Source organism: Streptomyces sp. NPDC002795 (assembly GCF_042888725.1).
GTDB lineage: Bacteria > Actinomycetota > Actinomycetes > Streptomycetales > Streptomycetaceae > Streptomyces.
The window spans coordinates 1-20,571 of sequence record NZ_JBIAQB010000024.1; the positions used below are offsets into that span (position 1 = coordinate 1).

The following is a 20,571-nucleotide window of genomic DNA, read 5'->3' on the forward strand; positions in this document are numbered from 1 at the left end:
GATCATTCAGGGTGAGTGACGGGACTTGAACCTGTTTTGTTACCCAGTTTTGACCTGCGGCGTTGCGGGAAATCGGGGCAAAGCAGTGTCATTCGATGTCGTTCGATGCTTCGGGATGCCTCCGGAAGGGGGTCCGTGTTCCCGCGGGAACATCCTGGAGTGGCGTGCGGCGGGCTCTCGGGTGGGGTGAGTGCAAAGCGGCCCAACCGCCGATGAAGTCCCAGACGTGACAGCGCCCCCGGCGTGAAGCCAGGGGCACTGCTGACCTTCCCGAGCCTGGGGGGCCTGAGGGGAGGTCAGTCATCGGGCCGACGTGCGAGCCACAGTTCAGTGGGTGGAGTTTGCCGGTGGCAATATGCGACACCCCGGTTCACTCGAACGTGTGCCCTATTCGTACAGGGCGCGCACATTCTCTGCACGTGTGATCCAAAAATGTACGGCTGACGATACAGACACCTGATCATGATCGGACCAGCGTTGAGCGGGTGCCGCCCGCCCCACCCACGCCCCGCGTCCTCGCCGCCCGACGCGCCGTCGGCGACCGCATCCGGGCCGCACGCCTCCACGCGAACATGACGCAGGAGGCATTGGCCGAGCGCGCCGGCCTCGACCGGCAGAGCATCAACCGCATTGAGCAGGGCCACGCCTCGCCCGTCCTCGACAACCTGATCCGCATCGCCGACGGGCTCGGCGTCCCGCTCCGCGACCTCGTCTGATTTGGGCGGCGGCACTACCGCCGTCGTGCCGCCGCCCGCCCGCGCCCGGGGTCTGGGGGCGCGGGAGCGTGAAGCGGCCACTCCGCACACGGGTGCGGAGCGGCCGCACGTCCCGCCGCCGGTGGATCCGTGGAGATGCCGGCGGCGGGGGTCGAGGGTCAGCGGCGTCGCCGCCAGGACGCAGGGCTGCTCAGCGTGCCCAACCCGGAAGGGGCGGTTGGCCTCTTCGGGATCGATACCGGGCACACGTGATGCCGCTCGACCGTTGCTCCCGGTCCCGATGCGCTGAACACGTCGGACACGTCGATCTCGTCGTCGGCCTTGAGCGGCTCGTCGCATCGCCAGCAGATCCGTCCTCGGTCGGTGGTCACCGTGCACGCCCTTCCCTGAGCGCCCGCCGCAGCTCGGCCGAGGCCGGGCACAAGGCGCCGTTGTCGACGCATTGCTCGCAGGAGGAGGCGTGCCCTATTAGCTGTACGTACACCTGCTCTGCCGTGCAGATCCGGCAGGCGCGGGGGAACAGCCGACGTCCCTCCTCGTCGCGTTCCCCGAGGTCGACGATGCGGTCCGCCACGAGTGCGCACCCGCACCACGCGCAACATCGGCCGCACACCTGCGGCTCGGACAACGCGTCAACAGGGGGCACCTGGACGAGGATGGTCTCGGCGAGGCTACTCATGACGTCGCCGGCGGGCGGCACCCTGCGCACAGGGACACTGTCCAGACGAGGTTGGTACCGTGCTGCCGTACCTCATGGCTGGGTTCGAGCGTCTTCGTCACGGCGCCGCATTCCCAGCAGGCGAGCCCGTGCAGGCGGGCGATACTCACCTCTTCTACGGAGGGGAGCGCCGCCTCCTCCATCATGCTGCTCATCGTGTTGCCCCCGGTCTGTGATGTCCGATGCACAGATCATGGGCGGCCGGGGAGCCAGTCAGGGATACAGGCTGTATCCCTCCGATTCGCTCAACTGGGTTGTGTCACACGGCGCCGACCCACACAGCGAAGTGGTGAAGGGATTCCTCGTCGGTGCGCTTCACGCGCTCCAGCGTCGCCGTGGTGTCGCGGGCCCACGGGTGTTCTCGCGTGTGCTGCGGGGCGATCGACCGTGCCACCTTCAGTGACTCGAAGGCGTCGTCGAACCGGCCGCCCCACACCTGCGCGCGGGCCAACTCGATCCAGAATCCCGACCGCCGCTCGGCCGGAAGGTCCGTCGACGGCGCCCACTCCCGGGCCACGGTGAACGCACGGTCGATGTGTTCCTGCCCCAGGCTGACCGCCACGGACAGCTCGTGGATACGGACCGACTCGGGGCCGAACGCGGTGCCGAGGTAGGTGGTCTCGCGGGTGCCATCGCTCAGGCGGCGGGCCTCGGCGAGGTGGGTCTCAGCGGTGTCGGGGTCTCCGGCGCGTCCGGCAATGACAGCTGCGCGCATGTGTAGGGCGCCACGGGCCGCGGCTGTGTTCGCGTCGGTGGCGGCCGGTGCGGCGTCGACGGCGGCCTCCAGCGCGTGGGTGCCTGCAGTGTGGGCGCGGGCGGTGAAGAACACCTCGGTGCGTACGTAGGCGACGGACGCGCTGACGAGGAGATCCTCCGTGTGCGGGGCAGCCCAGCGCATCAGCTCGATGAGGCGGGCGGACAGGTCGCGGGCGCCGTACTTGTAGGCGACGGCGTCGACCGAACGGGCTGTCGCGACGAGGAGGCGGGCGGCTTCCCGCTTGTCGGTGGTCGCGTGGAAGTGGGCGAGCGCGTCGTCGAGGAGGTCGGCTGCGTGGTGCGCGATGCGCCCGTACTGGGCGGCGAGGCGCCAGTTCACCGCGTCACTGACGGCGGCGTGCAGCTCGGCGGTGTTACGGCTTGCTGGGCTGATCGGCACGTCGTACGCGGCGAGGCTCGTAGAGATGGCGGGCAGCGCGGCGTGGACGCGTGTCTCGGTGCCGGTGAACGTGGACAGCAGGCGGGTCGGGTCGACGCCGAGTGCTGTGGCGATCGACTCCAGGGCACTGTCGCTGGGCTGCCGCTTGCCCTGCTCGATTGCTTTGATCGTGGGCAAGGACAGGTAGGACTCACGGGCGAGGTGTGATTGGTACATGCGTCTCGCTTTGCGCAGGGCGGCGATCCGCTTGCCCAGCCCTCCGTCTTCAAGTACGGGCATACTGGCTCCAGTTCGAGGCGTCCACTTCGAACCGTACTCGCGCGGTCACGTGCGGGAGCGGGAACGGCCCCACCTGTAACTCGCAGGTGGGGCCGTTCCCGTTGCGGTCAGCGCTCGGCGACGGCGACGAGGTCCATCAGCGAGTCGACACGGTAGTCCGCGGCCGCGACCAACTCCGGATCCTGCGCCCACAGATACCCCCACGGGCCACGCCGCAGATGCGCCGTACGTAGGCCGGCCGCGCGCGCCGGGTATACGTCGTTCTGCGGGTGGTCACCCACGTACAGGATCTCTTCTGCTGCGGCGCAGGCCTCGACGACGAGCCGTTCAAAGAACTCAAGGTCGGGCTTAGCCACACCCCACTCGCCGGACGTCGCGATCAGGTCTGCGGGCAGGTCGAGATCGCGCAGCAACTCGGCGGCCTTCACCGTCTGGTTGCCCACGATGACGACGCGGACGCCGGACTCGCGCAGCGCAGCGAGGGCCGGGCGGACGTCCTCGTAGAGGTCCGTCTCGTCGAGGTACTCGCCGCGGCCAGCGTCCTCGCGTGCCTGGTAGGCGGCGGGGATGTCGATGCCGGGTTGGATGAGGCGCAGCGCTTCGGCGTTGTCTTGTCCTCGGGCGACGACGGCGCCGACGAGTGCGGACACGGTGTGCCGTGGGACGTGCAGCCAGTCGGCCCAGGATGCCCAGTACCGGTCATCTCGGACGAGGGTTTCGCCTACGTCGAATGCGATGGTGCGGATCATCCGGCCGAGCCTAGAGGGGCCTGTACCGCCATCGGACGATGCCCCTCCGGGCATGACGAAACGGCCCCCACCGCCCGAAGGCGATGGGGGCCAAGCTGTCACACGTACTGGCGTCGCTGCGGATCGAGCGCCATGGCCAGTGGCTCGGTGTCCGACGGTGAGGGGTCCGGCTGCTTCGGCGGCGGGGCCGCGCCCACCCGGCGGCACACCAGCGCGTCCGGGTCGTCGGCCGGCGCCTGCCACGAGTAGCCGTCCGGACACTGCGTCGTGCCGGGCGCGCCGTTCTCCCCGTCCTTGCCATCCGTACCGTTCTGCCCCGCTGGACCAGGCGGCCCGGACGGGCCCGGAACCGTCGAGCCGGGCCCCGGCACAGTGGAGTCCACCCCCGGGGCCCCGGGTACACCAGGCGCCCCCTGCGCACCCGGCGACGGCGTCAACGTGGGCGCGGGCTCTCCCGACGCCCCACGGCGCCCTCGCGGGCCCGGCACGAGCGCCGGATCGCCCACCTTCTCCGGCAGATCGACCGCCCGCGACGGATCCGGCGCGGCCGGCGTCCCGCCCTCCGCGCGTACCTGCTTCCGCAGGATCCGTACATCCTCCGCAAGCGTCGTCACCGCGTCACCGCGCCGTGCCGCCTCCGCGCCGAACCGGTCCGCGCGGCTGGCCTCCGCGTCGATCCGCAGCCACGCCAGGACGACCGCGCCGGACAGCACGAGGAGGATCGCGGCGAGCATGAGAGAACGCCACCGGCGGACGAGGAGCGGCTGTGCGTGGCGTCCACTCACGTCGGCTGGCCTCCCAACTCGGCGAGCTGATCGCGTAGTCGGCGGTTCTCGTCCCGGAGGCCGCCGATCTGGGAGAGCAACTCGGCTTTCTCCGTACGCGCGTCGGCGAGTTCGCGGTAGGCCGCGGCGAGGAGGCGCTCGTTCTCGGCGAGCTTCTCGCCGAGCTTGTTGCGTTCTTCCTGGAGGTTGTCGACGAGCGTGGAGTAGCCGCCGAGCACCGCGCCGGACTGCGAAGCCCGGTTGGCGCCCCGCTGGCCGATGAGGGCGGCGATGGCCGCGGCGAGCCCGACGACGATTGTTCCGACGGCGCCGAGCGTCGCTGCGTCCACGTAATGCCCCCCTCCATCACGGCCAGTTCGAGGCACGGGGCCTGCTCGGCTAGTTTTCCGAGCGCGGTGTGTGCGGGGCCGCCCACCCGGCGATCCACGACGCGGCGGCCGGCACGAGGGCGAGCACGAACGGCTCCAGGGCGTCGGGCATGCCGGAGATCAGCGACGGGTCGTCAGTGACGCCCCCGAGGATCGCGAGTCCGGCGAGGCTGGCCAGGTAGGCGAGCACGGAGCCCGCGGTGACCTTCTTCTCGATCGGTGCTGTGGACGATGCCATGGGTTCTCTCACTTCTCGGGGTCGACGTCCAGGCGGACGGTGACGGACTCGATGGCGTCGGTGATGCGTTGCATGAGCGCGTCCACGTCGACCTTGGTGTCCTGCTTGGCGAGGGCCTGCGCCAGTGTCTTGATCGTCGCGCTCTGCGCGTTCACGGTGGCTTCGGTCCCTCGGACACGGTTCGCGATGTCGGAGAGCACCGACACGGCCTGCCACGTCGGGTTCGTCTTGATCGTGGACGAGGTCTCCGGGGCAGGGACGGAGTCCGTGCGCCACACCGCGTCGTAGATGTCCTTCTTGGTCATGCCCGCCAAGGGGTCCTCCTCGATGTCCTGTCCGGCGACGAGCCGCTTGGCCCGGGCCACGATTTCCGGAAGTTGAGCGACGATCTTCGGGCCGGGGCACGAGGTGTGCCCGCCCCACGACGAGCCGCCCATCGCGTGGTAGCCGAGGCCCTTGCCGCTCGGTGACGAGGCGACCTGAAGCGGCACGTCGTAGACCTTGTGAGCCCACGCGAGGACCTCGGCGTTGACGTTCAGCTGCGCCTCGGTCAGCGAGTCGCCGCCCTGGCCCTCGTTCTCGACCGACAGCCACGAGGTGTTGCCGCCCGCCTGCGCCCACGCACGGTCGGCTGTATCCACCCATTGGTAGAGCGCCCCGGTCTTCCCGGTGCCGAAGTGCGACGACGCTTGAGCCCTGCTGTTGCGGAACCAGCTGTCGGTACCGGCGAGAGTGCCGGCCATGATGTGCACGACCACACCACGCACGGACGACTGTCCGCCCTTGGTGTAGTTGACCGGGATCGGGCGCCGAGTGGCGCTGGAAAACCAAGCCATCAACTGTCCTCAGCCCCGGCGCGCGCGATCGCTGCGTTCGCCCAGAACATGACCTCTTCCAGCTTGGTCACGACGAGCGCCTTCTCCCTGCCCTCCGGGAGCCGCTCGTTCAACTCATCGGCGAGACGCCGGCACGCCTGGCGCACGCTGGTGTGCTCGTCGCGCTTCTCCTGCGTAGTCGCGGCGTGGAAGGCGAACCGGTGCTCGATGTCCTCGGATTGCATGAGACTCCAGACATGAAGAGAGCCCCGGCCAACTGGCTCGGGGCGTACGGAACGGGCTGCTACTGAATGTCGGTGGCGACGAGGCTGGCGCCGGCCACCATGTCGATGCCCGTGCCGCCGGATCCTGACCACGTGCCGCGCATGTCGTTGCCGTAGCTGGTGATGCCGGTGCCCGTGCTGACGGACAAGCCGCGCACAGCCTTGGTGGTCGAGGCGCCGGGGCGGCACTTGTTACCCGAGATCGCCACCGCGACGGGGTTGGTGGACACACGGATTCCGAACGCTGCGGAGTTGTTCCGGTTGGCGCCGTCCACGAAGTTGTTGCGGATCTGGATGTCCGAGCCGCCCTGGACGAGGATCCCGGAGTCGCCGGGGTCGCGGATGTGGTTGCCGAGGATCTCGGAGTTGTCGCTGGTGATCATCGTGATGCCGTGGTCTCCGGCGGTCCAGATCACGTTGCCGGACAGCACCGTGTTGTTCTGGTTCTCGGTGCTGATGCCGGTGTTGTCGACGTTGGCGATGATGTTGTCGGAGACGACGGCGCGGGACACGTTGAAGAGGCGGACGCCGGACTGGTTGCCGCTGGTGCCGTCGATGGCGTTCCCGGCGATGACCACGTTGAGGACGGTGCCCGATGTTTCGCCGTAGACGATGATCGCGTTGTCGTAGCTGCCGCCGCTGCGGAAGCTGTTGCCGGTGACGACGATGTTCCGCATCACCTGGGAGGCGCCGGTCGGGTTGCCGTTGACGTCCTTGGTGTCCTCGGCATCTGCAAGGATCACGGCCCGGATGCGCACGCCGCTTCCGCAGCTGACGAAGGTGTTGCCCGTGATCGTGACGTCTTCCCACGAGTACGCGCTGATCGCGAACTGGAGCAGGTTCTCGAACGAGTTGTCGCTGATGCGGATGCGGCGGTGCCAGCGGCCGATTGTCGCGGAGTGCGAGCCGACCGCGCGCGGCCACGCGGTCGTGCCTGCCGTCCCGGAGGCGCCGAAGTGGCAGCCGGTGACGAGCACGTCCTCGCAGGGGGTGTGGTCGTAGGGGCCGAACCCGCCGAACACGCCCTCGCTCTTGGCGAGGTCGATCTGTACTGCCTCGGAGTAGTCGCGGCCGCCGGGGTCGACGTAGCCGCGGAAGCGGCAGTTCTGGATCAGGCCGTGGCTGGTCGAGTTGAGCTCGACGGCGTGGAAGCCCGACACGTCCCGGATCTCCAGGTCGCGGATCACGATGTCGGTGGCGTGCCCGATGCTGATGCACATCGCCGAGCCCGTGAGCCCGCTCGTCGTGCCGCGCATGTTCCACAGGCCGCCCTCGATGACGATCCGGGAGTGCCCGGTGTACCCGCCGAACGCCTGCCCGGCGTCGCCGTTGATGAGCATGGTCCCGGCGACGTTCCGCCGGAACTCTGCGCCCGCCATGAGCGTGAGCCGGGTGTTGCTGTAGATGCGCAGCGTCGTGCCGATCAGGTAGACGCCGGGTGGCACCATCACCTGCGCGCCGCCCACGTCCCGCGCGTAGTTGAGCGCGGTCTGGATGCCCGGTGCGGCGTCCGTCGAACCGGAGGGGTCGGCGCCGTAGTTGGTCACCGCCACCCAGGATTTCTGTTGGTTCATGGACTCCAGGCGGCCGGCCGTGATGTCCATGCCGGGCTGCCACTGCTCGATGGGCGTAGCCAAGGGTCCTCCTCTACAGGCTTGTGATCGCCGGGTGGGCGAGGGCGAGGGGTGTACCGGCCGTGTGCGGCTTGACGACGCCGTTGGCGGATCGAGTCACCGTGAATGTCTGGACGTCGATGACGCGGAAGTCGTCGAAACTGACCGCGATGGGGAGCGGGTTGGCGGTGGACGGGCTGATGTAGGAGCGCACACCGATGCCGCCCGGTCCCGGGATGCTGGTGTCGGTGGCCGTCGCCTGCCACGTCGAGGGCTCCGGGTCCTGGACCTTCCACGCCTTCGCGGACAGCTGCGGGCCCTCGGCGCGTACACGGACCCGGTAGGACTGTCCCGCCGTGTGCGTCATGAAGACCGGCGCGGAGGCCAGCAGGGACTCAGTGGGGGTGCGTTTGCGTAGCTGGAGCTCCGCCTGGCCCACAACGCCGAAGTACACGCGGGCGAAGTAGTAGGAGGTCACAGCGGCGTTGGTACGGATCAGGAAGTACGTCCATAAGCCGTCACCGGTCGGCGAAATCGGAACCGTCAGGGTGGTCGTCAGGTCGACGTCGGCCAATTGAACCGCGTTCAGGGAGGTGACCCGGAAGAGGTCCCGTGTCGCGTGAACGTGACGACCGGCCGTGCCGTTGACGTCGTAGTCGGATGCGGAGCCGCCGGAGCGGGTCCAGACCTGGCCCGACTCGGCCACGCCCCAACCGCCCGTGACGGAACGGCTGAACGTGTCGGAGACGAGGGAGGAGTCGGTCCGGATGGCGCGCACGCCCCAGGCGTAGAACACCTGGCTGGCTGGTGGAGTGCCGCCCTGGCGGGCCCGGACCTTCAACCGGCCAGCGGTGGCCGGAGCCGTCACCTCCGACTCCAAGTAGGTCCACTGGCCAGCGGGGACGGCTGGCATGGCGCCGCCCTGGGCAGTGAGGTACGTGCCGGCGTCCGTGTACCAGTAGACCGATGGCCGGATGTCCGGGGCGCCCGTGGGTGAGTAGAACCAGCCGCACAGCGTGTACGAGGCGCCGGGGACGACGCTCCCGGCCGGGGACAGCGGTGAGTCCGCGGAGTGCGACTCTGCCGTGCCACCGGGTGTGACCAGGATGGAGCCCTTGCCCTTGGGGTGGACTACGGCCTGGGACCAGTCGACGGAGCCTGCGGCGGCGGTCCAGCCGGTAATCCCTTGATCGAACCAGGCGTTGCCGTTGATGAGCTGGCCCACCGATTCCACGAGGGCGACCTCGCCGCCGAACCGGACATCGAACGGGGTCTCCCGCGGGCTGCTCGTCCACGGCGGGCCCGCCGTGGTGCGCACGGCCAGGGTGGTGTCCGTCTCCGCGACGGCGCCCGCCAGTTGAGAGCCGTCGGTGTCCGCTTTGCCGTAGGTCGGGTGATCGGCCTTGGCGGTCATCCACGGGCCGCCCGGATCGCACGTCAGCGTCGCCACCCAGGTACGCGGCATGTACGTCTCGGACAGCCCGGTGAAGAGGAGATCCACCGGCCCGTACGCCACCCACGGCGGGAGGTTGAGGAGCCGGAGGATGTCACCCTCACGCAGCCCGAGCACGGTGTCGATCAGTTCTGGGTGCTTGTGTAGCCGGATCGTCACCGACGGATATCGGGCCCCGTCATACGTGCCCAAGTGCAGCCGCCACGGCGCCATGTACTCCAGCTGCACGTCATCGTCGACGTTCAGCGTGACCGACTCGTCGTACAGGCCGATCCCGTCCGGCGGCGCCTGCACCGACAGCGGGCCCTCGGCGAGGACCGCGCGCGCCGAGCTGCCGCCGGTACGCGACACGATGATGTCGTTACGGGTCGCATCGTCGTCGTCCGTCGGCTCCAGCGATCCGGCGGCGATCTGCCCGGCCGCGTAGTCGAGAACGAGCGCGGGCTCCTGCGTGTACAGCGACGAGCGGTCGCGGTAGAGGAGGCCGAGCCGGTCGCGGGACTCGACGAGCATGCCGCCGTCGGCGTCCGCAGCCTCCTGGAACAAGGACAGGAGCGTCTCCGGGCGCTGCGGTCCCACGCGCTGCGGGGCGAGCGGCCCGGCGATCCGGGACACCGGGATCGCCTCCTCGGATGCCAGGCGCTGGATACGCGCCCACGCGGTCTCGCCCGCATATCCGGAGTCGGACCCGGTGTAGAGCGCTGATTCAGCCTGAGGCAGGACGGACAGGTGCCCGAAGCCCCACCCGTCCAGCGCTTCCGGCCAGTTCGCGGTCACGGCGGTGACGCGGCCTGCGGCACCGGGCAAGGTGCGGCTGCGGCCGCCAGCGTCACCGCCGGGGTCCTGGAAGAACACGCCCCAGGTGATGACGCCGCCTTCTTCGCGGGCCCACAGGCGCAGCCTCACCCAACCGTGAAACACGTCCGAGCTGACGCCGATGCCCTCGTCGATGACGGCAGTCCCCGAGGAGTTGTAGCCGTACACCCAGGCCGCGCCGTTGCGGAGCTGGAAGGACCAGCGGCGCACCGTGCCAGTCGTCGAGACGCTCACCAGCTCAGAGAGGTTGGAGGGCGCCTTGTCGTCAGCGTTGTAGACGAACTCGACCTGCCACTGCCCGAGATCAGCATGCGCGGGCACAATCGCGGACAACGTGCCGCCCTTACCGATCTTCGGCAGGGCGCTGGAGGAGGGCAGCGTGTCGAGCGCGGCGAACTCCACGTTGGTCATCGCGGCAGCGGCGACCCCGCTGATCGGGGAGTAGGCGCGGGACGCCCCGCGGTCTTCCTCCATCGGCCAATACGCGATCGGCCGCCCAGAGGGGATGCGCCTGCGCAGCGTGCTGTCGAGAGCCTTGACGCCCTGCCCGTAGCGGCGCAGGATGCCCGCCGCCTGCACGGGCGTCCACACATCCGCACCGGACGCCACCCACTTCTGCGGCCACGAGGCGATCTCGCCGAAGAACAGGTCCCGGCGGTCGGCCACGGCCGCAGCCCCGGAGAAGCTCCATGTCCGGCCGGCCGAATCCGCGAACGAGGCAGTACCCGTCGGGCGTGCCGTGAAGTCCGGGGCTGCGACGATCGTGCCGTCGATGCCCGCGCGTACCTCCACGCCGTACACCTTGCCCTCGACAGGGTGCCGCGGCGTGGTCGCGCTCAGGTCTACGGGCCCGATCGCCAGCGGTGCGGGGCCGGAGTAGAGAGCGACCGGGGCGGGCGGTGCCGAGCTGCGGTAGGTGCTGTACAGCTGCGTCCACGGCCCGTCCATGGAGGGCGCCCAGTAGTGCGCGACGCCGTACTGGCCGTCGCCTGCATCGGCGTCGAGCGTCACGCGCAGCGCCGCCCGCTCGGGAAGGACCGGCAGCGGCCTGCGGACGAAGTACGTGTTGGTGCCGTCGAGGCTGAACAGGAAGTCCAGCGAGCCGTTGACGAGACGCAGCACCCACGAGCGGGACCCGGGGGGCCCGTACTTGCCGAGCAGGTGGTAAATGCCCGGCCGGTGCCAGGACGCGGCGAGTTCGACGCGCAGGTCGAGGTCGCCGGTGATGTCGAGGACCGCTGCGTCCGGCGTCGAGGCGTAGCTCGTGGCGCTGCCGTCGAGGTCGAGGAAGCGGTCGCCATCGGGCAGCGACAGCCGCACGGGGGTGTTGCGGCCGATGCGCCCGTAGTGCGGGCTCATCGGGTTGCGCGGACTGTACTTCCCGTCACGGTTGTTGATCGTGAGCGGTACCGACGCAGGCTCTGCGGTGGTGCTGCTCGACCGGATGCCACGTGTGTGCGTGATCGCGTCACGGGTGTAGACGTCACGTGTGATGTCCGTCCACTGACCTGCCTTGATCTCGACGCGCAGCCCCAGAGGGTCCTCGGGAAAGGCCACGAGTCACCCCCTTCCGAGGACGGTCTGAACATTGCCGCCGCGCACCTTCACGAAGTCGCGGATCAGAGTGGCGAGCAGCTCGTCGGCCGCGCCGCCTCCGGTATCGACCCGCAGCGTGATCGCGGACGAGCCGCCCCGGCCGGAGGCGCCGGCCACAGCGCCGCCCATCGAGGAGGCCATCGCCGCGGACGGGGTCGGGGTGGAGGCGAGGCCCGCCATGGTCTTGTCGAGCACGCCCGAGTTGGCCTCGGCGCCCTGCGCGATACCGGCCGGGATCCAGTGGCCGATCTGGTCGGCCATGAGACGGCTCGGCGAGGCGATGCCGAGGGCCTTGGCGATCGGCCCCGGGATCATGTTCTTCGCGAAGCTGATCAGCTTGTCTTTCAGCCAACCACCCATGCGGGCCACGCCGTTGTAGAGGCCGCGGATCAGGTCGCCGCCCTTGTCGGCGAGCAGGTTACGCAGGCTGCCGATGGCGCTGGAGATCCGGCCGGGCAGCCCGCGCACCCACGCGATCATCGAAGCGACCTTGTCGGCCGCCATCTGGCGGAAGGCCTGGAAACTGCGGGACGCCCAGCCGCGCAGGGTGCCGAGCAGCCCGGAGATCGCCGCTCCGACACGACCCGGGAGGCCCTGGAGCCAGACGACCATCTCGGCCATCTTCAAGATCGCCCAGGTCTTGGCCTGCCCGAACCACTCGCTGATCTTGCCGGGGATCGAGCCGAGCCAGGCCACCGCGGCGAGGATCCAGTCGACCGCGACCTTCACCGCGTTGACGACCGCGTTCCAGGCCGCGACCGTCCACGCCCGGACCGTGTCCCAGTTCGCGATGACGAGCGCGACCAGGGCGATCACAGCGGCGATGATCCAGCCGATCGGGCCCATCGCGATCAGCCACTGCGCGGCCATGACCGCCGCCCAGACCACGGCGCGGGCCGCCATCATGACGAACTGAGCCACCGCCACGGCAGCGGTGCGGATCATCTGCGCGGCGAAGGTGGCCATCGACCGCAGCGCCGCACCCGCCCACGCCGCAGCCGTACGCGCGGCCGAGGCGACCGCAGCCGCCGCGATCCGCGCGTAGGCCGCGAGGCCGGCCGCCATCATCCGCGCCCAACCGGCGATCGCCAGGTAGGTGGAGGACGCCATCAGCCGGTTCGCCACGGCGACCGCCGCCGAGCCAGCCGCCCACAGTTTCATCGCGATCACGACGCTGGCGATCGTCGTGGCGAGCACGGACAGCACACCCGGAGGCAGCGCGTTGATCACGCGCGCGAGGGCGAGCGCGACCTGTGTCGTGATCCCGATCAGCGGGGCCAGAGCGACCAGCAGGTTCCCCGCAGCCATCGCGAGCTGACCAAGCATCTGGCCACCCTCACGGGCCAGTTCGAGGAACTGCGCGAACCCCTCCGACCCCTTGAGGGACGTGCCCCACTTGGCGAACGACTCGGTCATCGAGGCCAGTCCGCCGGTCATGCCGGCCGACACGGGCAGGAACGCTTGGAGGAGGCCGCCGAAGCCGACCGCAAGGTTCTTGATGACGGCAAGGAAGTTGGTCAGGGCGGGCCCGGCCGCGGACGCCATGTCGGCCGCCCACTGCTTGAACCCGGCGGACTTCACCCCGACCGCGACCTCGTCGAGGAACCCGCCGATCGCGTCGGCCGCGGCCTTCACGAACGGGGTCAACGTCGGCAGCAGGTCCCGCAGGATCTCGATGCCCTTGGTGACCAGCGGCATCGTGGTGCTGCTCAGCCCGTCGGACCACTCCTTGTAGTCCTTCTTCAGGCCGATGAACGCCTTCGCCGCACCCTGCGTCGCGGGCGGAAGGTCGGCGAGCGCATCGGTGTACGCCTTCTGCTTCTCGGCCGCGTCCGCGGCCCCGTCGGCGGCCGCCTTCTCTGCTTCCTCGGCGAGCTTGGCGACGTCGGTCACCGCGGCCATCTGCGGGCCCACGGCGAGGCTGAACGCCTTCACCGCGATACCCGCAGCGACCGCCCCGGCCACAAGCCCCATGAGCCCCGCGGTGACGGCGGCGACCGCGGGCAGACCCACGCCGATGCCGGCCACCGCGGGCGCCACCTTCGCCAGTGCCGCGACCGCCGACCGTGCGCCGTTGCCGACCTGGTAGGCGAGGGTCTGTCCCATGCCGCGCGAGCTCGTCGCGAACCGCCCGTCCAGGGTGCGGAGTTGCCCGTTCACGTCGCGCGTCAGGCCGCGCATCGCGAGTTCGGCACGGGCCAGGGAGCGCGTGAACGGGCCCTCCTCTGCCCGCAGTCCGGCGACCAGTTCACCGAGGTGCAGCGCCACGACGTACCCCCTTGGGTTTCGGTTCGGGAGGTGCGAAGCGGCGCGAGAGGCGGGACTCAGCTGACAGCAGGCCGACGATGCGCAGGCGCAGCCACCGCCAGGTGCGCTCTTGCATCAGGCCTGGGGCGTTGAGGTCGAGGCCGTAGACCTCATGGAGGTCGCACTCGATGAGGGGCCACTCGCTGAGGAGGGCGCCCCAGGTCAGGTCTTCGCGGCCTTGCGGGCGCGGCCGGTAGCCCTCTGGCCGCTCGTACCACTCGTAGAGCCCCGTCGCTTCGTCGTACTCGCCGCAGCCGATGAGGCCCGGCGAGCCGCCCGGTTCGGGGCCACCCGAGAAGGGTCGCCGTCGGCCTCCCAGTACTTCTCGGCGACGTCGAGCCCGGCGGTGATCCACATGACGGCGGTCATCGCCACGTGCCGAAACCGCGACCAGTCCAGGCCGGCCGCGCGCAGTTCCTCGTAGGCGGCGCCGAGCGCCACCTCGAACAGGTCCAGTTCGGCGTCGTCGTCGAGGACTTCGGTCTCCTGCGGTGCGCCGCCGGCGGCGAGGTGGCGCGCCTTCTCCATGAGGTGCTGCACCCGCAGGCCGTCCTCGGCGGACGGGGCCGGGATGCGGAACTCACGCACGGTGCCGTCGGGGCAGCGCAAGGGCAGGGTGAGCGCGTCGTCCTGGAACTCCTCCAGGACCTTGAAGGAACCCGCCATCAGGGGCTCACCGGGTTCGTGATCGGCGTCAGCGGGCCCGTGCCGGTGAACGTCACCTGTACCTGGTCGAGGTCGGTGGCCTCGCCGCCCTGCGGCTCCCAGTTGGGCAGGCCCTTGCCCTCGTACGCCTCGGGCAGCCCGTTGCGGTCGAAGAATCGCAGGGGAACCTTGGAGGCGTCGCCGTAGGCGAAGAACGCGGTACGGATCTTCTCGTGGACCACCGAGTACGTGGTGTTGTCCGGCGACGCCTTCCGGTTGAAGGTGACCTCCAGCTCCCAGGCCTGCCCGGTCTTGGTGTTCTCGGCCCAGCCGTCCGTGTCGTAGCTGGTGTCGTCCTCGTGGTTCGGCTCAGCCGTCCACGAGAACTCTGTGATCGCGGGGCACAGTTGCCAGTTCGGCGAGGCGTCGGTGCCCATGTTGATCTCCAGGCGCCAGCGGCGCGCAAGAGCGGTCTCGGTCGGCGTCGACATGACGCGGCCTCCCTATTCGTAGAGGTGGGGTGCAGGGCGCGTCGTGCGCGCGTAGTAGTTCGCCGAGATCTCCTGGCGGCCGTGGACGTCCTGGCCCATAGGGGCCTGTGACTGGCGCCAGATCAGGGCGACTTGGATGCCGCCGAGGACGAGGCCGCGGCGGTTGTGGAGCAGGTCGAACACGTCCTCGGCGAGCTCCTCGACGAGGCGCGGGTCGCGGCCCTGGCGCATGCGCACCTGAATGCCGGTGACCGCGTCGGTGAGGTCGGTGTCCTCGACCGGATAGGGGGTCAGACAGAGCACCCCGTCGGGGGTGTCCGGCACGATCGCGACCGTGATGCCGGTCTCAGCCGGGGTGTAGATGCCGTTCGGCCGGTAGACGGCGAGGCCGGCGCCCGCGATCAGCGAGGCGAGCCCGTCCACGAGCGCGTTGGTGTGGCCCACCGATCACCTCCGGGCATGCGAAAACCCCTGCACAGGGCGGGGGTTCGAAGGGTGGGTGGGTCAGCCGCGTAGCCAGCGGCGCAGGGGCACGGCCATGAGGCGCCGCATGGTCTCGCGCTCGTCGTTCATGGCTGATTCCAGGTACTTCGCGCGGCGTCCGGGCAGGTGCCGCCAGGTCAGTTCCTCGTGCTGGCGCACGGCATACACGGTGTCGTAGCTGATCGCGCCATTGAGGCCGTCGACGTCCACCCGCCCGGAGCGTTCCAAGGTCCCTTCGTCGAGCGGCACGCGCTGATTCGAGACGCCGAGGGTGTGCTCCAAGGCCTGCTGGATGCCCTCGCTCGCTTGCCTGCGACCGCGCGATGTCCACAGTCGCCGTCCCTGGAAGGACATGCGTGCGTACTGCGTCACTGGAGCTGCACCTCCAGGTGGTCGGGGGTGGGCAGGTTTCCGCCGTCGCGCTGGTAGGCGGCGATGACGGTGGTGGTCCGGCCCGAGGGCAGGGTCACCCGGGAGCGTGTCGGGCATACCGCGTCCGGCAGGGCGTAGGCAGTGCTGGACGAGGTGACCTCCTCGCCCCCGGGGTTGCGGACCATGCGGGTCTGCTCGTCGAGGAAGCACCGCACCGCGACCGGAGCCGCGTACGAGGGCCCGTAGGGTCCTTCGCCCTGCCACGCCTCCACGGTCATCTCGTGCTGGAGGAGGAAGGCGGGGATCAGCACTGGACCACCTCGCCGAGCCGGAACAGGTCCGCTGTCAGGTCGGGTGTGCGGAGCGCTTCGAGGGCGGCCTCGGCGACCGTGCGGCCGGTCGAGGCACCTCCGGAGCCGGACGACGAGCCGGGCCCGGACAGACTGACGGACCCGATCTTCACCGAGCCCCACTGTCCGGCCGTGCCCAGCTCGTCACCGGTCTCCGCCCACCACTGCACCTGCGCGCACACCGCATCGGCGAAGGCATCGCTTACGAGCGTGTTCGCCGGGTAGCCATCGCCGTCCACCTCGTACCAGCACAACCGGAACACCTCGGAGTCGAGGAACCGGCTCGCACGGCCGAGACGGGCCTCGACGTCCGCCGGGGACGCCTGCCCGGTGTACATCGCGTACTGCGCCGAAGTGGCGTAGATCCGGGCCATGACCACCCCCTACGCGGACGAGCCAACGATGACGATGTCGTACGCGACCGTGCTGCCCGCCCCCGAGTTGGCGACCTTGAGCAGGTCCGCCGTACCGGCCGTGACCGCGTAGGCCGTGGTGTCTGCCGGGCCTGCCATCGCTCCGACCGAGGCGCCCGGCCGCAGTGTGAGCGTGCCCGTCGCGGACAGGAGCGTCGCCCATGCGCTGGTCGCGGCCCCGACGACGACGTTGTTGGTGTTCGCCGCGGCGGCGCTGATGAACAGCCCCTTGACCCGGACGAACGTGATCGTGGCCCCGAAGGCGTCGAGGAGCACGCCTGCCAGGTCGAGATCCTCGGTCGCGGACGCGGCCAGGGTGCGCCGGTCGTGGAACACCCGGTCGGCCTTGCCCGCGCCGGTGCCGTCGTTGAGCTGGACGGCGCGCCGGAACGCGAGCCCGTCGCGCGCTGTGGTCAGGTCCAGGGCCTTGGACAGGTCGACCGAGGCGGCCATGGACAGGGAAGCGGACATGGGCATCAGGAGTCACCTCCGACCGCGTACCGCGCGGCGAGCTCGTCGCGGGTCGCCTTCTCGGCCTCGTCCTCGTCCAGGCCCTGACTGATGGCGTACGCCTTCCAGTCGGCCTTGGACGCGGACTTGGCCGGCCGCTCTAGCTCGACCGGCTCCGTCGCGGGCGCCTCGGCCTTCTCGTCCTGCTCGGCGCATCGCCAGCCGGAGGCCGGGTCCTCGGCGAGCCGTGCGTACTGCTCGGCGTCGTCGCTGCCCTCGGCGGGGCGTACGCGCTCGGCGACGTGCCCGCCCGTGCATCGTTCGTAGATCGGCATACGCGTCACACCTTCAGCCCGGTCATGACTGCGTGGGCCTTCTCGTTGCCGTATTCGAGGCCGATCTCGCCGTAGAGCTGCACCTCGTCGGAGGCGCCGGTCTTGGCGAGGGGCTCCTCGAACATGACGCCCTTGCTGGGCACGTTGAGGAACACCGGGCGCAGCTGCTCCAGCGACGCGACGGTGATGGTGTCCTGCGGCGCGTGCCGGTCCATCATCACGTTGAGCGTCCCGAAGTCCGTGATGATCGTGTCGACGGCGACACCGCCGACCGTGCGCGAGGTCTCCTGGAACTGGCCGTACGCCGAGGCGAAGGCCTTGGTGACCGCGCGGCGCTGCGCACTGTTGACGATCAGCGTCGCGGTCTCCTGCTCGCTGATGCCGCCGTTGTCGTAGGCGAGCTGGAGCAGGTCGGAGACGTGGTCGGTGGTGAGGGCGGTCTCCCACGGGTTCGTGTAGGCGAGGCCCGTCGTGGTGCCGAGGGTGATCGGGGCGCCGCCCGAACTGGTGCTGACCTTGAAGGTGTTCACGTCGATCTGGTCGACGTAGTAGGTCCGTCCCGCGACGATCCCGGTCGCCGTCGACGTGTTCGTGAACACGATTTTGTCGCCGTCCACCAGGCCATGCCCGGTCGCCGTGACCGTGTCCGTCGCCGAGGTCGCCCCCGTGGTGGTCACGCCCTTCGCGATCCGGTTCGAGACGATCGCGGCCAGGAGCCCACGCGTCTTGCGGGCGGTCGCGTTGGTCGTGGGGTTCGCGAACGCCCCGTTGATGAACGACCAGTTCACGTCCAGCGCGATCGACTTCAGCGCCTGCGCGACCTGCCAGTCCAGCTCGTTGTTCACCGGGTTCGAGCCGTCCACGCCACGGAACGGAGCCGCCCCCGGGGTCGAGAGCTGCCCCACCGCAGCCTGCTTGGTGTAGGAGACCGACACCTTCTCCTGGTGGATCTGAGCGACGTTCCGCACGTTCGCCCGCACCCGCTCCTCGGCGGTCGGCGCGGTCGCGCCCTCGGTGCGGGTGCGCTGCCCCGGGTCGCGCAGGTCGTAGGTCTGCCACTCGAACTCGACGCCGGTCGTCATACCGCCGCCGGTGAGACCGCCGATGGCCGACAGGACGGGGGTGTCCGCCGGAGTCAGGGCGAACAGCTCGCCCGCGTAGTTGGGAAGGTCGAACGTGGTGCCCATCCCGGTGATGCCGGCCATGGGTCCTCCTTAGGTGGTCTGTGCGGCCTTCTGCCGCTTGAGGCGGATCACGGTCGCGAAGTCGCGCCGCTTGGATGCCTCTTCGATCTGCTTGTCGAGGGATGCCGCTTGGTCGCCGGAGCCGCCGGAGCCCATGTCGGTGCCGGAGCGTCCGGGGCCGCGCGGGGCGAGCTTGGACAGCTTGGTGACGGCGGACTTGATGGCCTGGACGTTGACCTCGCCGTCGTCGCCGACGAACCGGTTCACGTCGATGAGGTCGGCGGCCTCGCCGAGGTCGATGCCTGCGGCGGCGACCGCAGCGCGGAACTCGGCGTTGGCGAGCTTGGTTCCGTAGTCGGCGGCGGCGGCCGTGCGGCCCTTCTTCTCTGCCTCGGCTACGGCCTTCTCCTGCTCGCTCATGTTCTGCGTGCGGAGGGTCTCCAGCTCGGTGTTGTTGTCCTTGGCGCGCTTCTCCCACTTGCGGGCCTCCGACTTCCAGTCGGTGCCGTCGCCCGACTCCGATCCGGACGCCCCGGATCCCTGTCCGGACTGCTGTCCGCCCTGGTCACCGGACTGCCCGCCGGACGGGTCTCCGCCGGTTCCGGACTGGTTGGACTGCTCGGATCCGCCGGATCCGGAGCCGCCTTCGCCCTCGCCGCTGCCACCCGCGATGGCGTAGATCGGCGAGCCGTTGCGGCGATAGCCGAGCACCTCCATCGCGTGATGCGTCGCGGAAGGGTGCTTGAAAGGGTGCTGCATGGGTGTACTCCCTTTTCGGGGTGCCCGGCTGCCGTGCGGCGCTCCGGGCCGGTGATCAATGAGCAGCGGCGATCTGCTCGCGCTGCCGCTTCCGGGCCAAGCCCTTCTCATCCGTGAGAGCACGGATCCGGGCCTGATAGGCACGGACCTTGGCGTTCGCCGTGCGGCGCGCACCCTCGTCCATGCCCGCCGCAGCCCTGCGCTTCCACGCGCGCACCTGGCGCTCGTAGTACCGCTGCCGCTGCGTGTCCTCGTACGTCGCACCCTGCGGATGCGGCGGACTCTTCGGCCGGGTCGTGACGCCCGGGAGGTAGGCCGACAGTGAGTGCCGGCAGTTCGGATGGAACAGGCCTGCGGCGCGCGCCTCGACGAGCGAGCCCGCCACATGGACGACGACCGTGCGCGTAGGGGCGAACAGGCGCGTCGGCTGGATCGCGTGCTCGACGCGCAGCGACCGCGGCCCCGACTCCGGCCCCAGGGACAGGACTTCGCCCTCCCACGGGGCGCACAGCGGGCACTCCAGGGGCGCATCCGAGACGATGACCAGGCCGACGCCCATCTCCGCGAGGGCGTCGGTGTGGCCTTCGACCGCGGCCCGCGCGGTGACGGACCGTACGGCCATCTCCGCGTACGCGCCGAGCTCCCAGTTGCGGCCGGCCTTGTCGGTGAACCCGGTCACGCCACGGCGGGCGAACCGGTTCAGCGCCTCCTGGCTGGCCTGGCGCCGTGTCATCGTGCCGAGCAGCGTGCCCGTGGAGACGCGGGTGACGGTGTCGCGGAAGAAGTCCAGAACGGCGCGGGTGATGCGCGCGTACAGGGGCCGGGTGTCGTTGGCCCACGAGGCGGCAAGCCGGTCCACCGCAGGCGCGTTGGGCAGCTGCGCGCGGGCCTGGAGCTCGCGGCCCACGTCCAGCGCGCCGAGCTCGGCGACAGCGGCCTGCCTGCCGCGCCCGTACGCGGTGGCCAGCGCCTCCGCGACCGCCCCGTCCGCATCCGCCTGGAGCGCCTGCGTGACCTCCTCGACCGCCTGCCGCAGGTCACCGATGGACCGGAGCTTGATCTCCGCCCACAGCGGCGACTCCAGACCGTCAGCGAGCGCGCGGCGCAGCTTGTCGATCAGCGTCAGCTCGGCATCGTCGTACAGGGTGCGGATCGCGGCGGTGAGATCCTCGGCCATAGCCGGTGACACGGGCATG

General features: G+C 70.1%; 24 protein-coding genes. 1 reads left to right on the forward strand and 23 read right to left on the reverse strand.

Annotated features, from left to right (window positions below):
- Positions 1–485 precede the first annotated feature (485 nt).
- Complete coding sequence (locus ACFYWS_RS39230) at positions 486–716, forward strand: helix-turn-helix domain-containing protein (RefSeq protein ID WP_389284501.1); 231 nt, start codon at positions 486–488, stop codon at positions 714–716.
- Between the two features lie 367 nt (positions 717–1,083).
- Here the strand turns inward: ACFYWS_RS39230 and ACFYWS_RS39235 are convergent, their stop codons facing one another.
- The 23 genes from ACFYWS_RS39235 to ACFYWS_RS39345 all read right to left on the reverse strand — a co-directional run bounded on the left by ACFYWS_RS39235 (position 1,084) and on the right by ACFYWS_RS39345 (position 20,570).
- Complete coding sequence (locus tag ACFYWS_RS39235) at positions 1,084–1,395, reverse strand: hypothetical protein (RefSeq protein ID WP_389284503.1); 312 nt, start codon at positions 1,393–1,395, stop codon at positions 1,084–1,086.
- A complete protein-coding gene (locus tag ACFYWS_RS39240; RefSeq protein ID WP_389284505.1) occupies positions 1,392–1,589 on the reverse strand; it encodes a hypothetical protein in 198 nt (65 codons plus the stop codon). Before ACFYWS_RS39240 ends, ACFYWS_RS39235 begins: the two co-directional genes overlap by 4 nt.
- A gap of 104 nt (positions 1,590–1,693) precedes the next feature.
- Positions 1,694–2,869 (reverse strand): helix-turn-helix domain-containing protein, encoded by a 1,176-nt coding sequence (locus tag ACFYWS_RS39245; protein ID WP_389284507.1) that lies wholly within the window; start codon positions 2,867–2,869, stop codon positions 1,694–1,696.
- A gap of 107 nt (positions 2,870–2,976) precedes the next feature.
- Positions 2,977–3,618, reverse strand: coding sequence for an HAD family hydrolase (locus tag ACFYWS_RS39250; protein WP_389284509.1), 642 nt, complete (start codon positions 3,616–3,618; stop codon positions 2,977–2,979).
- 98 nt (positions 3,619–3,716) lie between these two features.
- Positions 3,717–4,403 carry a collagen-like protein gene (locus ACFYWS_RS39255; RefSeq protein WP_389284511.1) on the reverse strand — a complete coding sequence of 229 codons (687 nt, stop codon included), beginning with the start codon at positions 4,401–4,403 and terminating at the stop codon, positions 3,717–3,719.
- Complete coding sequence (locus ACFYWS_RS39260) at positions 4,400–4,732, reverse strand: hypothetical protein (protein ID WP_389284513.1); 333 nt, start codon at positions 4,730–4,732, stop codon at positions 4,400–4,402. Before ACFYWS_RS39260 ends, ACFYWS_RS39255 begins: the two co-directional genes overlap by 4 nt.
- A gap of 49 nt (positions 4,733–4,781) precedes the next feature.
- Positions 4,782–5,009 carry a holin gene (locus tag ACFYWS_RS39265; protein WP_389284515.1) on the reverse strand — a complete coding sequence of 76 codons (228 nt, stop codon included), beginning with the start codon at positions 5,007–5,009 and terminating at the stop codon, positions 4,782–4,784.
- 8 nt (positions 5,010–5,017) lie between these two features.
- Complete coding sequence (locus ACFYWS_RS39270; protein WP_389284517.1) at positions 5,018–5,845, reverse strand: N-acetylmuramoyl-L-alanine amidase; 828 nt, start codon at positions 5,843–5,845, stop codon at positions 5,018–5,020.
- Positions 5,845–6,069: a hypothetical protein gene (locus ACFYWS_RS39275; RefSeq protein WP_389284518.1), complete on the reverse strand. Its 225-nt coding sequence runs from the start codon at positions 6,067–6,069 to the stop codon at positions 5,845–5,847. The genes ACFYWS_RS39270 and ACFYWS_RS39275 overlap by 1 nt, the downstream gene beginning before the upstream one ends.
- A gap of 59 nt (positions 6,070–6,128) precedes the next feature.
- Entirely contained in the window at positions 6,129–7,745 is a 1,617-nt protein-coding gene (locus ACFYWS_RS39280) for a right-handed parallel beta-helix repeat-containing protein (protein WP_389284520.1), read from the reverse strand.
- Positions 7,746–7,755: 10 nt separating this feature from the next.
- Entirely contained in the window at positions 7,756–11,547 is a 3,792-nt protein-coding gene (locus ACFYWS_RS39285) for a carbohydrate binding domain-containing protein (RefSeq protein WP_389284522.1), read from the reverse strand.
- Between the two features lie 3 nt (positions 11,548–11,550).
- On the reverse strand, positions 11,551–13,854 hold the full coding sequence (locus ACFYWS_RS39290) for a hypothetical protein (RefSeq protein ID WP_389284524.1): 2,304 nt from the start codon (positions 13,852–13,854) through the stop codon (positions 11,551–11,553).
- 201 nt (positions 13,855–14,055) lie between these two features.
- Entirely contained in the window at positions 14,056–14,559 is a 504-nt protein-coding gene (locus tag ACFYWS_RS39295; protein WP_389284525.1) for a hypothetical protein, read from the reverse strand.
- Positions 14,559–15,029 (reverse strand): phage tail tube protein, encoded by a 471-nt coding sequence (locus ACFYWS_RS39300; RefSeq protein WP_389284527.1) that lies wholly within the window; start codon positions 15,027–15,029, stop codon positions 14,559–14,561. The genes ACFYWS_RS39295 and ACFYWS_RS39300 overlap by 1 nt, the downstream gene beginning before the upstream one ends.
- A 12-nt stretch (positions 15,030–15,041) precedes the next feature.
- Positions 15,042–15,473, reverse strand: a complete 432-nt coding sequence (locus ACFYWS_RS39305; protein WP_389284528.1) for a minor capsid protein — start codon at positions 15,471–15,473, stop codon at positions 15,042–15,044.
- Positions 15,474–15,533: 60 nt separating this feature from the next.
- Complete coding sequence (locus ACFYWS_RS39310) at positions 15,534–15,884, reverse strand: hypothetical protein (RefSeq protein WP_389284530.1); 351 nt, start codon at positions 15,882–15,884, stop codon at positions 15,534–15,536.
- Complete coding sequence (locus ACFYWS_RS39315) at positions 15,881–16,195, reverse strand: hypothetical protein (protein WP_389284531.1); 315 nt, start codon at positions 16,193–16,195, stop codon at positions 15,881–15,883. The genes ACFYWS_RS39310 and ACFYWS_RS39315 overlap by 4 nt, the downstream gene beginning before the upstream one ends.
- Positions 16,189–16,608 (reverse strand): hypothetical protein, encoded by a 420-nt coding sequence (locus ACFYWS_RS39320; protein ID WP_389284533.1) that lies wholly within the window; start codon positions 16,606–16,608, stop codon positions 16,189–16,191. Before ACFYWS_RS39320 ends, ACFYWS_RS39315 begins: the two co-directional genes overlap by 7 nt.
- 9 nt (positions 16,609–16,617) lie before the next feature.
- On the reverse strand, positions 16,618–17,124 hold the full coding sequence (locus tag ACFYWS_RS39325) for a hypothetical protein (RefSeq protein WP_389284535.1): 507 nt from the start codon (positions 17,122–17,124) through the stop codon (positions 16,618–16,620).
- A complete protein-coding gene (locus tag ACFYWS_RS39330) occupies positions 17,124–17,432 on the reverse strand; it encodes a hypothetical protein (protein ID WP_389284537.1) in 309 nt (102 codons plus the stop codon). Before ACFYWS_RS39330 ends, ACFYWS_RS39325 begins: the two co-directional genes overlap by 1 nt.
- Before the next feature lie 5 nt (positions 17,433–17,437).
- Positions 17,438–18,637 carry a DUF5309 family protein gene (locus tag ACFYWS_RS39335; RefSeq protein ID WP_389284539.1) on the reverse strand — a complete coding sequence of 400 codons (1,200 nt, stop codon included), beginning with the start codon at positions 18,635–18,637 and terminating at the stop codon, positions 17,438–17,440.
- Between the two features lie 9 nt (positions 18,638–18,646).
- Complete coding sequence (locus tag ACFYWS_RS39340) at positions 18,647–19,375, reverse strand: hypothetical protein (protein WP_389284541.1); 729 nt, start codon at positions 19,373–19,375, stop codon at positions 18,647–18,649.
- A gap of 55 nt (positions 19,376–19,430) precedes the next feature.
- The gene (locus ACFYWS_RS39345; RefSeq protein ID WP_389284543.1) at positions 19,431–20,570 is read right to left on the reverse strand and encodes a phage minor capsid protein; all 1,140 of its coding nucleotides are present in this window, start codon (positions 20,568–20,570) and stop codon (positions 19,431–19,433) included.
- Position 20,571: the final 1 nt, after the last annotated feature.

Excerpts from the sequence above, each read along its gene's own strand:
- ACFYWS_RS39340 (WP_389284541.1), bottom strand. The coding sequence starts at position 19,375 with ATGCAGCACCCTTTCAAGCACCCTTCCGCGACGCATCACGCGATGGAG.
- ACFYWS_RS39335 (WP_389284539.1), bottom strand. The coding sequence starts at position 18,637 with ATGGCCGGCATCACCGGGATGGGCACCACGTTCGACCTTCCCAACTAC.
- ACFYWS_RS39235 (WP_389284503.1), bottom strand. The coding sequence starts at position 1,395 with ATGAGTAGCCTCGCCGAGACCATCCTCGTCCAGGTGCCCCCTGTTGAC.
- ACFYWS_RS39300 (WP_389284527.1), bottom strand. The coding sequence starts at position 15,029 with ATGTCGACGCCGACCGAGACCGCTCTTGCGCGCCGCTGGCGCCTGGAG.
- ACFYWS_RS39275 (WP_389284518.1), bottom strand. The coding sequence starts at position 6,069 with ATGCAATCCGAGGACATCGAGCACCGGTTCGCCTTCCACGCCGCGACT.
- ACFYWS_RS39250 (WP_389284509.1), bottom strand. The coding sequence starts at position 3,618 with ATGATCCGCACCATCGCATTCGACGTAGGCGAAACCCTCGTCCGAGAT.
- ACFYWS_RS39245 (WP_389284507.1), bottom strand. The coding sequence starts at position 2,869 with ATGCCCGTACTTGAAGACGGAGGGCTGGGCAAGCGGATCGCCGCCCTG.
- ACFYWS_RS39270 (WP_389284517.1), bottom strand. The coding sequence starts at position 5,845 with ATGGCTTGGTTTTCCAGCGCCACTCGGCGCCCGATCCCGGTCAACTAC.
- ACFYWS_RS39295 (WP_389284525.1), bottom strand. The coding sequence starts at position 14,559 with ATGGCGGGTTCCTTCAAGGTCCTGGAGGAGTTCCAGGACGACGCGCTC.
- ACFYWS_RS39265 (WP_389284515.1), bottom strand. The coding sequence starts at position 5,009 with ATGGCATCGTCCACAGCACCGATCGAGAAGAAGGTCACCGCGGGCTCC.
- ACFYWS_RS39240 (WP_389284505.1), bottom strand. The coding sequence starts at position 1,589 with ATGAGCAGCATGATGGAGGAGGCGGCGCTCCCCTCCGTAGAAGAGGTG.
- ACFYWS_RS39345 (WP_389284543.1), bottom strand. The coding sequence starts at position 20,570 with ATGCCCGTGTCACCGGCTATGGCCGAGGATCTCACCGCCGCGATCCGC.
- ACFYWS_RS39330 (WP_389284537.1), bottom strand. The coding sequence starts at position 17,432 with ATGCCGATCTACGAACGATGCACGGGCGGGCACGTCGCCGAGCGCGTA.
- ACFYWS_RS39325 (WP_389284535.1), bottom strand. The coding sequence starts at position 17,124 with ATGCCCATGTCCGCTTCCCTGTCCATGGCCGCCTCGGTCGACCTGTCC.
- ACFYWS_RS39320 (WP_389284533.1), bottom strand. The coding sequence starts at position 16,608 with ATGGCCCGGATCTACGCCACTTCGGCGCAGTACGCGATGTACACCGGG.